The sequence below is a fragment of the Mesorhizobium sp. M7A.F.Ca.US.010.02.1.1 genome (assembly GCF_004023085.1).
GTDB lineage: Bacteria > Pseudomonadota > Alphaproteobacteria > Rhizobiales > Rhizobiaceae > Mesorhizobium.
Genome location: NZ_RZRV01000051.1, coordinates 1 through 12,274, shown reverse-complemented (window position 1 = coordinate 12,274; position 12,274 = coordinate 1). Strand labels below are relative to the sequence as shown.

Below are 12,274 nucleotides of genomic sequence, written 5' to 3'. Positions count from 1 at the left end.
AAGGCGCAACACGCGTGCTGACCGACCTGCATACGTAGGAAGTCGTTCATTGCTCCCAAATCGTATGTGAGGAACATTCCTGTCCCGGCTGCGCCGCGCGATGCTAGGTCGCGTTGTTCAGCGGGCCAAGCCGATGACACCTACGAAGCTACTGATCGGGCAGATCGCCGTTGTGTGCGCAATTGTCATTATCGGCGTATGGACGGCAACCCAATGGTGCGCTCAAATGCTGACCTACCAGACGCCTCTCGGCGCACCATGGTTTCTCTTCGCCGGCTGGCCAATCTACAAGCCGTGGAAGCTGTTTGAATGGTGGTTCCACTTCGATGCTTATGCGCCGGAGGTCTTCGACAAAGCCGGTACGCTTGCAGGCGCCAGCGGATTCCTGGGTTGTGCCGCCGCAATCGCTGGCTCGCTTTTGCGCGCGCGACAGCGCGGGTCGGTTACGACCTATGGGTCTTCACGGTGGGCCACGACTCATGAGGTCGAGACGGCAGGGTTGTTACGGCCGGCGGGCGTTTTCCTCGGTAGGCTGAACGATCGCTATCTGCGCCATGACGGCCCGGAGCACGTCATGGCATTTGCGCCGACGCGTTCGGGCAAGGGCGTGGGGCTGGTTGTTCCAACGCTACTTTCCTGGACCGGGTCTGCCATCATTCATGATATAAAAGGCGAAAATTGGCAGTTGACCTCCGGCTGGCGGTCGAAATTCTCGTACTGCCTTCTGTTCAATCCGACCGACCCGAGATCGGCACGCTACAACCCGCTGCTGGAGGTGCGCAAAGGCCCAGATGAGATCCGGGACGTTCAAAACATCGCCGACATCCTCGTCGATCCCGAGGGCGCGCTGGAGCGACGGAACCACTGGGAGAAGACCAGCCATTCACTCCTAGTTGGCGCCATTTTGCACGTGCTCTACGCTGAAGAGGACAAGACGCTGGCCCGCGTCGCCACCTTCCTGTCGGACCCGCAACGCTCGTTTGCCGCAACGCTACGGCGGATGATGACGACAAACCATCTCGGGACGGGGCATAACCCTCAGGTCCATCCCGTAGTGGCCTCGGCGGCTCGCGAACTCCTGAACAAGTCGGAAAACGAGCGCTCAGGCGTCCTCTCGACCGCCATGTCCTTTCTCGGGCTTTATCGTGATCCAACGGTCGCGGCGGCCACTTCGTCCTGCGACTGGCGCATCGCTGACCTAGTGGATGGAGAGCGACCGCTGTCGCTCTATCTGGTCGTGCCGCCTTCGGATATCTCGCGCACCAAGCCTTTTGTGCGACTGATCTTGAACCAGATCGGCAGGCGGTTGACGGAGCGTCTGGAGGGGGACCCGAAGAAGAGCCGTAAGCATCAGCTGCTCATGATGCTGGACGAGTTTCCGGCGCTCGGTCGCCTCGACTTCTTCGAAACGGCGCTCGCCTTCATGGCAGGTTATGGCATTCGCTCCTATCTGATCGCACAATCTTTGAACCAGGTTTCAAAGGCCTATGGCGAGAACAATGCTATTCTCGACAATTGCCACGTGCGAATTGCCTTTTCCTCCAATGACGAACGCACGGCCAAGCGCATCTCGGATGCCCTCGGCACCGCAACCGAACTTAGGTCGATGCGCAACTATGCGGGCCATCGGCTTGCGCCCTGGCTTTCACATGTCATGGTGAGCCGCCAGGAAACCGCGCGCCCGCTCCTGACGCCAGGCGAGGTGATGCAATTGCCGCCGTCAGACGAATTGGTCCTGGTTTCTGGGTTGCCGCCGATCCGCGCCAAGAAGCTGCGCTATTATCAGGATCAGAATTTCACAGATCGGGTGCTGCCTGCGCCGGTGCTGCACGACGGACCCTATGCGGACTGCCCTGCATCACGCCCGGACGGCTGGACTGGACAAGTGTGCAGCGTCGATAGCCGACTTGCTGCGGACGAGGAAAGCGCCGACGCGCCAGTTGAAGACGAGGGAGGCGTTCAGCAGCAACGCCATCCAAGCCTGCCCGAAGAAGACGTTGTTGTCTCTCAAGAGCCCGATCAGGCCGATCTGTACAAGCCCGCAGACGATGACAGCGAAGCGCTCGCGGACAAGCGTGTCATGGATCGGATTTCCACTGCGGCCCGCGTCTACGGTATCAACGAGGGCAGGGGCGACGATGTCATTCCCGGCTTCTGAAGTCCGCTGAGTTGCAGAGCGCACCTCAGCGTAGATAACGGCCATAAGCAATTTTGAGCGTCTGGCCGATGCTTCTCCCGTCGCCGGCGCAACGCCGGGCCGTCGGAACGATCCGCATGAAGCCGCACCGCATTCGCCATCAGTTTCTGCTTGAGCCGGAGCTCAGCGAGAAACTGGACAACCTCAGTCGCGATCCGTCAACGACCAAATCAGCGATCGTGGGGAAGGCGATCGAGGCGTTCATCGAGCGGCGTGGCGAGAGCGAGTTCGATCGGCGCTACGGCGTAAGGCTTGACCGGCTCTCCCGCGATCTTGCCCACGTCAGGCGCGATTCCGAGGTGATCCTGGAGAGCCTGGCGCTCTTCATCCGCTTTTCGATCACCCTTCACGCCCACACGCCGGTCCCGGATCGGGCAACGCAGGCTATTGCCCAAGAGCGTTTCGAGAAATTCGTTGAGAAGGTCGGCCGCCAGATCGCTTCCGGCAAAAAGTCGCTTAGCAAAGACAATGGTGGGGGAGGGGAAGGATGAGCTCTCATCCCGAGGCCGACCACCGGCGGCGTGTCATGCTGCGCACCGCCATGGGTCCGGCAATCACCGAAGCCCTGGCCGATCCGTCCGTCATCGAGGTGATGGTCAATCCCGACGGCGCGCTGCGACTCGACCGGTTAGGCGAAGGTCGGGTCGATACCGACGTTCACATGCACCCGTCCGAGGCAGAACGTATCATCCGCCTGGTTGCTTCGCACGTGCGCGCCGAGGCGCACGCCGACAACCCGATCGTCAGTGCCGAATTGCCGTCTGGCGAACGCTTCGAAGGCCTGCTGCCACCTGTGGTGTTGGCGCCATGTTTTGCCATCCGCAAGCCCGCCGCGAAAGTCTACACCCTGGCCGACTATGTTGCCGAACGCATCATGCTGCCGCTGCAGGCCGATGCGCTGAAAAAGGCCGTCCGCGAGCGGCGCAACATGCTGATCGCCGGCGGCACTTCCTCGGGGAAGACAACACTCGCCAACGCTCTGCTGGCTGAAGTCGCCGAATGCGACGATCGGGTGATCCTGATCGAGGACACACGCGAACTGCAGTGCGCGGCCAGGGACTGCGTTGCCCTGAGAACAAGGCGGGGCTCGGTCACCCTTGCCGATCTCGTGCGCTCGACGCTGAGGCTCAGGCCGGACCGCATCATCGTGGGCGAGGTGAGGGGCGCGGAAGCGCTCGACATGCTGAAGGCATGGAACACCGGGCACCCAGGCGGCATCGCTACCGTACACGCCAATTCCGCGCGCTCGGCTCTCTATCGCATTGAGCAACTCGCCCAGGAAGCGGTGGTCACCGTTCCCCGCCGGCTCATCGCTGAGGCGATAGATCTGATCGTCTTCATAGCGGGACGCGGCTCGTCGCGCCACATCGACGCAATCGCCGAGGTCACCGGTCTCGACGGCAGCGGCGATTACGCCGTTGCCCCGCTCACGCTTTCGCAACTCCAGCAGCTTTGAAAGGCCTTCCTCATGCGCAAGAAGCTTCGCTTTCTTTCGTCCACAGCGCTCGCGTTTCTTATCACGGCCCCGGTTTATGCCGCCGGCTCCGGCATGCCGTGGGAGCAGCCGCTGCAGCAGATCCTGGAGTCCGTGCAGGGACCGGTCGCCAAGATCGTTGCGGTGATCATCATTATCACCACCGGCCTGACGCTTGCCTTCGGCGACACCGCCGGTGGTTTTCGGCGCCTGATTCAGATCGTCTTCGGTCTGTCGATCGCCTTCGCGGCATCGAGCTTCTTCCTCTCCTTCTTCTCCTTCGGTGGTGGGGCGCTCGTCTGATGGCCGCCGGGGAGCAGCATATCGAGGGCTTCGCAGTACCGGTCCACCGGGCGCTGACCGAGCCGATCCTGCTCGGCGGGGCTCCGCGCGCGGTGGCGATCCTCAACGGTACAGTGGCCGCGGCCATTGGCTTCGGCTTGCAGCAATGGATTGCTGGTCTGGTGCTTTGGATCGCAGGCCACTCGTTAGCGGTGTTTGCCGCAAGACGCGATCCGGACTTCGCCAGCGTGCTTGTGCGCCACCTACGTCTGAAGGGGTGGCTTGCATGCTGAACCTTTCGGAATATCGAAGCAAAGCCGACCGGCTTGCCGACCATCTACCCTGGGCTGCCTTGGTGGCGCCCGGCATCGTGCTCAACAAGGACGGCAGCTTTCAGCGGACGTTGCGGTTCCGCGGCCCGGATCTCGAAAGTGCGACGGAGGCTGAACTCGTCGGCATTTGCGCCCGGGCGAACAATGCTCTCAGACGCCTTGGCTCTGGCTGGGCATTGTTCTTTGAGGCCGAGCGCACAGAAGCGCTGGGCTATCCGAACTCGCATTTTCCTGACGCCGCGTCGTGGCTGGTCGACGAAGAACGCCGCGCTGCTTTCGAGGGGAAGGTAGCGCACTACGAGAGCCGCTATCATCTGACCTTGGTGTTTATGCCACCGCCGGACGCCCAGGCGCGCGCAGAAAGCACGCTCGTCGACTCTCATTATTCCCGAGGAGAAAGAGACTGGCGCCAGGATCTGGCGAGGTTCCGTGACGAGACCAACCGCGTGCTCGATCTCTTCTCGGGTTTCATGTCCGAAGTACGCGTCCTCGATGATGCTCAGACGTTGACCTACCTCCACGGCACGATTTCGCCTCGTCGCCATCCTATCATGGCCCCGGAAACGCCGATATATCTGGATGCAATCCTGGTCGATGCGCCGCTTACCGGTGGCCTGGAGCCGATGCTGGGTGAGCAGCATCTTCGCACACTGACCATCCTCGGCTTTCCGAACCTCACCCGGCCCGGAATCCTCGATACCCTCAATCATCAGGATTTCGCCTATCGCTGGATGACGCGCTTCATTCCGCTCGAGAAAACGGAAGCCACGAAGACGCTGACGCGATTGCGCCGGCAGTGGTTTGCCAAGCGCAAATCGATCGTGGCAATCCTACGCGAGGTCATTACCAACGAGCCGGTCCCGCTTGTCGATAGCGATGCCGACAACAAGGCGCTCGATGCCGACGAAGCCCTTCAGGCATTGGGCGGTGATCATGTGAGTTTCGGCTATCTCACCACCACCGTGACGGTGTGGGGCGAGGATCGCCAAGCCGCTGCAGAGAAGCTTCGCGCGGTCGAGCGCATCATCAATGGGCTCGGCTTCACCACGATCCGAGAAGGCGTCAATGCGGTCGAGGCTTGGCTCGGCTCATTGCCTGGCCATGTCTACGCTAACGTTCGCCAACCGCTCGTTCATACATTGAACCTTGCCCATCTCATGCCGCTGTCGTCGGTTTGGGCCGGTCCTGCGACAAACGAGCATCTCGCGAAAGTCACCCAAACCGAAGCGCCACCGCTTTTCGTTGCCGAGACCAGTGGGTCGACACCGTTTCGGCTTTCCACCCACGTCGAAGATGTCGGCCACATGCTGGTTGTTGGTCCGACCGGCGCCGGCAAGTCGGTTCTGCTTGCTCTGATTGCTCTGCAGTTCAGGCGCTACGCCGGCGCCCAGGTTTATGTCTTCGACAAAGGCAATTCGGCCCGTGCTGCAACACTTGCCATGGGTGGAGAACACCACGCGCTAGGAGCGGACGGTTCCCTTGCCTTTCAGCCACTGCGCAGCATCAACGACCAGGCTAGCCGAAGCTGGGCGGCCGAATGGATCGCCAGCCTTGTTGCCCACGAGAACGTCACCGTCACGCCGGAGGTGAAGGAGGCTATTTGGTCAGCGCTGGCCAGCCTTGCCACCGCGCCGGCGCAGGAACGCACACTGACCGGTCTTTCGGTCCTGCTTCAATCCAATGCGCTGAAGACCGCATTGATGCCCTACACGCTCGACGGTCCCTTCGGCCGCCTGCTCGATGCCGATCATGATGGGCTGGCCTTGTCGGATGTGCAGTGTTTCGAGACCGAGGAGTTAATGCACAGCCAAAGCGCTTTGCTGCCGGTGCTTACCTATCTGTTCCAGCGACTTGAGGAACGGTTCGACGGACGGCCCACGCTGATCATGCTCGACGAGGCGTGGGTCTATCTCGACAATCCGCTGTTCGCCGCCCGCATCCGCGAATGGCTGAAGGTGCTGCGAAAGAAGAACGTGTCGGTTGTCTTCGCTACGCAGTCGCTGGCTGATATCGCGGGCTCTGGCATAGCGCCGGCAATCATCGAAAGCTGCCCGCAGCGCATTTTCCTTCCCAATGATCGTGCCGTGGAACCCCAGGCGCGCACAGCCTACGAGCGCTTCGGTTTAAGCGAGCGGCAGATCGAATTGATCGCCCGCGCCACGCCGAAGCGTCAGTATTATCTGCAATCGCGCCGCGGCAACCGTCTGTTCGAGCTCGAGCTTGGCCCCATCGCTCTTGCGCTTTGCGGTGCTTCCGATCCGGCCACGCAGACTCTGATCGACAGGATCATGTCCGAAGACGGGCAAGGCAGCTTTGCCTCGCAGTTCCTGATCGCGCGCGGCCTCGATTGGGCCGGCGAACTTCTCAAGCAATTCCCTCAACCAGACAAGGAGCAATTCTCATGATGCGGCGACGCCTTCTCTCCGGCCTGATCACCGTTTCCCTGATCGCCAAGCCTATGGCCGACTATGTGCAGCCCGCCTACGCCCTTATCGTGTTCGATCCGTCCAATTATGCGCAGAACGTGCTGACGGCCGCGCGCGCATTGGAGCAGATCAACAACCAGATCCAGTCGCTGCAGAATCAGGCGACCATGCTGCAGAACATGGCGCGCAATCTTCAGCGTCTGGATTTCTCTTCCGTTGGCCAACTCACCGGTTCGCTCCATCGCATCGACGGCTTGATGGACCAGGCGAGTGGCCTCAGCTTTGATCTGGGCAAGCTTCAAGACCAGTGGCGCAGCCAATATCCGGAAAGCTACGACGCCACGATCAAAGTCAGCGATGTGGCGAGTGCTGCGCGGGAGCGTTGGCAAACCGCCATGCAGGCGTTCCGCCAGACCATGGGGGTCCAGTCGCAAATCGTCGAGAACGTCCGCGCCGACGGCGATCTGCTCGCCGATCTCGTCAACCGCAGCCAAGGGGCGGCCGGTGCGCTTCAGGCAAGCCAGGCCACCAACCAGCTGATGGCGCTTTCGACAAAACAGCAGATGCAGATCCAGACGCTGCTCGCAACGCAGTTTCGAGCTGAGGCCGAGGATGCCGCCCGCAAGGCCCAGTCAGACGAAGCCGCCCGCGAGATGACGAAGCGATTCTTGGGTACCGGCTCGGCTTATCCCGGCAATTAATCACGAGTTCATCACGACGAGAAAGGCAGCGGCATGAACGACCTTGGCGTCATCGATCGCTTCATGGAGACCTTCATCCGCTACATCGACAGCGGGTTCGGTCTGCTATCGGGCGACCTCGCCTTCCTCACTACCATTCTGATCGGCATTGACATCACACTTGCCGGCCTGGCGTGGGCGCTCGGCGACGAAACCAGCGTTCTCGGCCGGCTTGTCCGCAAGGTGCTCTATGTTGGCGTCTTCGCCTTCATTCTGAACAATTTCAAGAACCTCGCCGATATCGTTTATCGTTCTTTTGCCGGTCTCGGGATTAAGGCGTCGGCCGGCAATCTGTCGGCAGACAATCTCTTGCGCCCGGGCCGCATTGCCGCGACCGGTTTCGAAGGTGCTTGGCCAATGCTTGACCAAGCCAGTCAGCTCCTGGGCTTCCCGGAAATCTTCGGCAACGCACTGACCATCTTCGTGCTGCTGATGGCCTGGTTCCTGGTCATCATCGCCTTCTTCATCCTTTCCATCCAGCTTTTCATCACCATCCTTGAGTTCAAGCTCACCACGCTGGCAGGTTTTGTTTTGGTTCCATTCGCACTTTGGAACCGTTCAGCGTTCCTGGCCGAACGCGTGCTCGGCCATGTTATCTCGTCAGGCATCAAGGTGATGGTGCTCGCCGTCATTGTCGGTATCGGCTCCACGCTCTTCGGGGAGTTCGCTTCCGCATTGCAAGGCAAGGAGCCGGATCTTGCCGGTGCCATGTCCCAGGTACTGGGCGCACTGGCATTGCTTGGCCTTGGCATTTTTGGGCCGGGGATCGCGTCGGGTCTTGTCTCAGGCGCACCGCAGCTTGGGGCGGGCGCCGCCCTCGGCACGACCGCGGCGGCAGCGGGTGTATCACTCGTTGCTGGAGGCACAGCATTTGCTGGCGCGCGTATGGCAACCAGCGGCGGTGTCGCCGCCATCCGAGCCGGCACAACAATGGGATCGGCTGCTTCCACGTCATGGCAGATCGGGCGCGCAACCTCGCCCGACGCTGGCCTCTCCGGTGTGGCTGCTGGAATGCATGGTGTAACCAGTGCAGCTGGCGGCGCCGCTATACGCATAGCGCGATCCGCCACTGCAAGTGTTGGGCGCAACGCCGATGCCGGGCGCGATGCCGCGTGGACCGCGACCGGCGGCACGCCGACAGCGCCAATGACCGAACGCTCTGCCGGTTCGGCCACTGTTTCGGCGCCGACGTGGGCAAGGCGCCTACGTTCTGAACAGACCGCCCGTGCAAATCGCCACGCTGCCATGCAAGCTGTCCGAGACGGAGACCGGCCGGGAGGCAGCGCCACCCCCTCTCTCAACGACAAGGATGACTAGATGCTCTTCAAGCGACCCGTGCACCGTTACGGCAAAACACCCGAACCGGTCACGCCGTATCAAAAAGCCGCCCAGCTGTGGGACGAGCGCATCGGCTCATCTCGACTGCAGGCCAGGAACTGGCGGATCATGGCCCTTGGCTGCCTGGCCTTGGCGACCGGGCTTTCCGGCGGACTCGTATGGCAGTCGATGCAAAGCCGTGTCGTGCCTTATGTCGTCGAGGTCGATGGCTTCGGCGAGACGCGCGCCGTCGCGCCGGCGATCCGGAATTATGAGCCCTCGGATGCTCAGATCGCCTGGCATCTCGGCCGCTTCATCCAGAATGTCCGTTCCGTTTCCACCGATCCGGTTTTGGTACGGCAGAACTGGTTGGCAGCGTACGACTTTGCTAGCGATCGCGCAGCGCTCTTCCTCAACGAATACGCCAAGGCGAACGACCCCTTCGGTCAGATCGGAACGCGCAGTGTTTCGGTACAGGTCACCAGCGTGGTCAGAGCCTCCGAAAGTTCATTCCAGGTCAAATGGACCGAGCAGGTGTTTGAGCGCGGAAGCCTTGCCAGCACGATGCGCTGGACTGCGATCCTCACGATCGTGATTCGCTCGCCAAGCAATACGGATCAGCTGCGCAAGAATCCGCTCGGCGTCTTCATCAATGCCATTGACTGGTCACGCGAGCTCGACAGCGCCGTCCCAACCCCCCTTTCTCCGACGGAGTCCACCAATGAAAGGTAAAATGTCACCGATTCGTGCCGTGCTGATCCTATCGGTGTCGGCAGCGGTCGTTTCCGCTTGTGCATCGAAGAAGGTGCCGCCGCCTGAGATTTCCTATGACGCTGCCGACTTCAAACCGGCCGCGATCGAAAAGGCGCCGGAGAGGCCGATTAGAATTGTCGAGGTGCCAAAACCACTGCCGCTGCCTGGCCAAATGCAGCCCGAGCCCGGCAAGGCCGAGGACAAGCGCCCCCCTGAAGAACGCGTCGCTGATGCCAACAAAGCCGCGACCCAGCAACCCACCAAGTACGGGTATGTTAATGCCGTGCAAGTCTACCCCTTCACCGATGGCGCGCTTTATCAACTCTATGCCGCGCCGGAGCGCGTGACCGACATCGCTCTGCAGCCGGGCGAGAAACTAACCGCCGTGTCGGCTGGCGACACCGTGCGCTGGGTCATTGGCGATACCGCAAGCGGCACCGGTGACAATCAGCGCACCCATGTTCTGGTAAAACCCTTCGCGCCGGGTCTTGCCACCAATGTCGTCATTACGACGGACCGGCGGACCTATCATTTGCAGCTTCAAAGCACCGAGAAGACCGCAATGGCGGCAATCTCCTGGACCTACAGCCAAGACCAGATCATCGCGCTTCGCCAGCGCAATGCTCAAGCCGAGGCAGTTACACCGGTCGCGTCGAATATCGCGCTCGAAAACCTTCGCTTTCGCTACTCAATCAGTGGCGACACACCGCCCTGGAGACCGACGCGAGCCTTCGACGACGGCAGCAAGGTCTATATTGAGTTCCCTCGTCGCATAGATCAGGGCGAGGCGCCACCACTCTTCATCGTCGGCGCAGATGGGAGCAGCGAGCTCGTCAACTATCGCGTGCGCGGCAACTATTACATCGTCGATCGGCTCTTCGCCGCGGCCGAACTTCGCCTCGGCACCAAGCGGCAGCAGGTGATCCGCATCAGCAGGATTGACGGCAGGCAACCGCAACGGCGGATCTCGCTCTTTCGCGGCAGCCGGCGAGGTGAGGACTCATGATCGAAAATTCCCGCTCTGGCATCCCGCCGAAACTGGATCCCGAGGAACTGCAGCTTCGGGCCTCTCCCCGCCGCGTGGTGCGGTTCAGGCGCGGTGTGATCATCGCGATCGCAGCGCTCGGATCCGGCGCTGTCTTCGGCGTTACCATGATCGCCCTCCAGGGGCCGGCCCTTCGCATCAGGGATCAGGCGGAAGATCTCTACAACACTGAGCGCAAACCAACCGCCGAGGGGCTCGATACGCTTCCCCATGACTATTCCGGCATGAAGCCGAAGCCTCCCGTCCTTGGGCTACCTTTGCCGGGCGACCTCGGCCGCCCCATCCTCGAGCGGCAGCGCCAGCTCGGCATCGTGCCGGGCCAAGACATCTCGGCCGAGGAGCAGCGTCTAGCGCAGCAGGCGATCGAAGCGCGTGAATCGCGGGTGCTTTTCCGCGTCGAAAATCGAGCTCAAAAGACAGATGTCGGAGAGAGCGTGCAAACTGCTCAGCATCCATTTGAGGCGCTTCCCCAATCCGAAGCAGGACGCGCGTCAGCCTCGGTGGCGGCGGCGGAAGGCGACCAGAACAATCAGCAGCGAAAGCTTGATTTTCTCAGCCAGCGGAGCACTGGCGGGATCTACAATCCGCATGCGCTGCAGACGCCGATCTCGCCATATCAACTGATGGCTGGCAGCGTGATTGCCGCCAGCCTGATCACCGGCATCAATTCCGATTTGCCGGGCCTTGTCGTCGCGCAAGTCACCGAAAATGTGCACGACACGGTCACGGGCAACATATTGCTGATTCCGCAGGGCTCACGTCTTATCGGCGTCTACGACAGCGTCGTCGCGTTCGGGCAAAAGCGAGCGCTGCTGGTCTGGCAGCGCATTCTGCTGCCCGACGGCTCGTCGGCCGAAATCGACAATCTGCCCGCGAGCGACACCGCCGGCTACGCAGGGCTGGAAGACGAAGTCGATTTCCACACTTGGCAGATGATCAAGGGAGTGGCGCTTGCCACATTGCTCGGTGTCGGCACAGAATTCAGCCTCGGCGAAAACGAGAGCGATCTGGTCAAGGCGATCCGGGAATCAGCCCAGCAGAACGCCAGTCGAGCCGGCCAGCGCATCACCGAAAAAAACCTCAATATCCAGCCCACCATCGTCGTCCGCCCAGGTTGGCCACTGCGCGTCATCGTGCACAAGGACATCGTGCTGCGGCCATACGCCAGTTGAGCAGGAGTTATCATGGCTGACCTGAAACTTGGAAAACTTCCGGACCGAACAGCTTCGAAGATCACCATTACCGTCAGCGCGGAGCTGAGCCAAACACTCAAGGAGTATGCTGCACTTTACCGTCAGACCTATGGTCAGTCTGAAACCGTGGCAGAACTCATCCCTTTCATGCTGGCGGCGTTTCTGGAAGGCGACCGAGCCTTTGCCAAGGCCAGAAAGGAACGTCTGCCGACGGAGCTTGCCGGAAAATCGTGACTCCTCCGCTAGGGCAGCTGGAACATTGCCTAGCTGTCGCGACCTACCTGCTCCTCGCGAAGCATAGGATCAAACACCTTGGAATGCAGGTATGCGCAAGAGATGATGTGGAAGGAGATACCGCGCAACAGCCTAAGTTTGCATTTTCGATTTGGTCGGCCGTGAACTATCCGCAAGCCATTGATCTGGCCTGTTGATTGAGGCGGATAGCGGCTTTGGAATTGCAGGATTAGCGGTATTTGGACGCTGTTTTCCTGCAATTCGGTTTTGCGATTCCCTTG

The 12,274-nt window shown here is 61.0% G+C and carries 13 protein-coding genes; 12 read left to right on the top strand and 1 reads right to left on the bottom strand.

What is annotated here, in order from left to right:
* Nucleotides 1–133 precede the first annotated feature (133 nt).
* The 12 genes from EOA19_RS31020 (at nucleotide 134) to EOA19_RS30965 (ending at nucleotide 11,993) form a co-directional block, all read left to right on the top strand.
* On the top strand, nucleotides 134–2,158 hold the full coding sequence (locus EOA19_RS31020) for a conjugal transfer protein TraG (RefSeq protein WP_063169233.1): 2,025 nt from the start codon (nucleotides 134–136) through the stop codon (nucleotides 2,156–2,158).
* A 116-nt stretch (nucleotides 2,159–2,274) separates the two neighbouring features.
* Entirely contained in the window at nucleotides 2,275–2,688 is a 414-nt protein-coding gene (locus tag EOA19_RS31015) for a CopG family transcriptional regulator (RefSeq protein WP_063170364.1), read from the top strand.
* Nucleotides 2,685–3,653: a P-type conjugative transfer ATPase TrbB gene (gene trbB, locus EOA19_RS31010; protein WP_024502850.1), complete on the top strand. Its 969-nt coding sequence runs from the start codon at nucleotides 2,685–2,687 to the stop codon at nucleotides 3,651–3,653. Before EOA19_RS31015 ends, trbB begins: the two co-directional genes overlap by 4 nt.
* Nucleotides 3,654–3,665: 12 nt before the next feature.
* Entirely contained in the window at nucleotides 3,666–3,974 is a 309-nt protein-coding gene (locus tag EOA19_RS31005; protein WP_024502851.1) for a TrbC/VirB2 family protein, read from the top strand.
* Nucleotides 3,974–4,246 (top strand): VirB3 family type IV secretion system protein, encoded by a 273-nt coding sequence (locus tag EOA19_RS31000; RefSeq protein ID WP_024502852.1) that lies wholly within the window; start codon nucleotides 3,974–3,976, stop codon nucleotides 4,244–4,246. Before EOA19_RS31005 ends, EOA19_RS31000 begins: the two co-directional genes overlap by 1 nt.
* On the top strand, nucleotides 4,240–6,690 hold the full coding sequence (gene trbE / locus EOA19_RS30995) for a conjugal transfer protein TrbE (protein WP_063169232.1): 2,451 nt from the start codon (nucleotides 4,240–4,242) through the stop codon (nucleotides 6,688–6,690). Before EOA19_RS31000 ends, trbE begins: the two co-directional genes overlap by 7 nt.
* A complete protein-coding gene (trbJ, locus tag EOA19_RS30990) occupies nucleotides 6,687–7,412 on the top strand; it encodes a P-type conjugative transfer protein TrbJ (protein ID WP_024502854.1) in 726 nt (241 codons plus the stop codon). Before trbE ends, trbJ begins: the two co-directional genes overlap by 4 nt.
* Nucleotides 7,413–7,445: 33 nt before the next feature.
* Nucleotides 7,446–8,768, top strand: coding sequence for a P-type conjugative transfer protein TrbL (trbL, locus tag EOA19_RS30985; RefSeq protein WP_063169231.1), 1,323 nt, complete (start codon nucleotides 7,446–7,448; stop codon nucleotides 8,766–8,768).
* Entirely contained in the window at nucleotides 8,769–9,500 is a 732-nt protein-coding gene (trbF, locus tag EOA19_RS30980) for a conjugal transfer protein TrbF (protein WP_063169230.1), read from the top strand.
* 1 nt (nucleotide 9,501) lies between these two features.
* On the top strand, nucleotides 9,502–10,527 hold the full coding sequence (trbG, locus tag EOA19_RS30975) for a P-type conjugative transfer protein TrbG (RefSeq protein WP_164548809.1): 1,026 nt from the start codon (nucleotides 9,502–9,504) through the stop codon (nucleotides 10,525–10,527).
* Nucleotides 10,524–11,738 carry a TrbI/VirB10 family protein gene (locus EOA19_RS30970; RefSeq protein WP_063169228.1) on the top strand — a complete coding sequence of 405 codons (1,215 nt, stop codon included), beginning with the start codon at nucleotides 10,524–10,526 and terminating at the stop codon, nucleotides 11,736–11,738. The genes trbG and EOA19_RS30970 overlap by 4 nt, the downstream gene beginning before the upstream one ends.
* A gap of 12 nt (nucleotides 11,739–11,750) precedes the next feature.
* Nucleotides 11,751–11,993, top strand: a complete 243-nt coding sequence (locus EOA19_RS30965) for a DUF2274 domain-containing protein (protein WP_024502859.1) — start codon at nucleotides 11,751–11,753, stop codon at nucleotides 11,991–11,993.
* A gap of 29 nt (nucleotides 11,994–12,022) precedes the next feature.
* On the opposite strand, the gene EOA19_RS35705 is transcribed toward EOA19_RS30965, so the two are convergent.
* The coding region (locus EOA19_RS35705) for a hypothetical protein (protein WP_206516445.1) at nucleotides 12,023–12,274 on the bottom strand (252 nt) is incomplete at its 5' end.

Bases quoted from the DNA above. Each gene is read 5' to 3' on its own strand.
- EOA19_RS31020 (WP_063169233.1), top strand. From the start codon at position 134: ATGACACCTACGAAGCTACTGATCGGGCAGATCGCCGTTGTGTGCGCA.
- EOA19_RS31015 (WP_063170364.1), top strand. From the start codon at position 2,275: ATGAAGCCGCACCGCATTCGCCATCAGTTTCTGCTTGAGCCGGAGCTC.
- trbB (WP_024502850.1), top strand. From the start codon at position 2,685: ATGAGCTCTCATCCCGAGGCCGACCACCGGCGGCGTGTCATGCTGCGC.
- EOA19_RS31005 (WP_024502851.1), top strand. From the start codon at position 3,666: ATGCGCAAGAAGCTTCGCTTTCTTTCGTCCACAGCGCTCGCGTTTCTT.
- EOA19_RS31000 (WP_024502852.1), top strand. From the start codon at position 3,974: ATGGCCGCCGGGGAGCAGCATATCGAGGGCTTCGCAGTACCGGTCCAC.
- trbE (WP_063169232.1), top strand. From the start codon at position 4,240: ATGCTGAACCTTTCGGAATATCGAAGCAAAGCCGACCGGCTTGCCGAC.
- trbJ (WP_024502854.1), top strand. From the start codon at position 6,687: ATGATGCGGCGACGCCTTCTCTCCGGCCTGATCACCGTTTCCCTGATC.
- trbL (WP_063169231.1), top strand. From the start codon at position 7,446: ATGAACGACCTTGGCGTCATCGATCGCTTCATGGAGACCTTCATCCGC.
- trbF (WP_063169230.1), top strand. From the start codon at position 8,769: ATGCTCTTCAAGCGACCCGTGCACCGTTACGGCAAAACACCCGAACCG.
- trbG (WP_164548809.1), top strand. From the start codon at position 9,502: ATGTCACCGATTCGTGCCGTGCTGATCCTATCGGTGTCGGCAGCGGTC.
- EOA19_RS30970 (WP_063169228.1), top strand. From the start codon at position 10,524: ATGATCGAAAATTCCCGCTCTGGCATCCCGCCGAAACTGGATCCCGAG.
- EOA19_RS30965 (WP_024502859.1), top strand. From the start codon at position 11,751: ATGGCTGACCTGAAACTTGGAAAACTTCCGGACCGAACAGCTTCGAAG.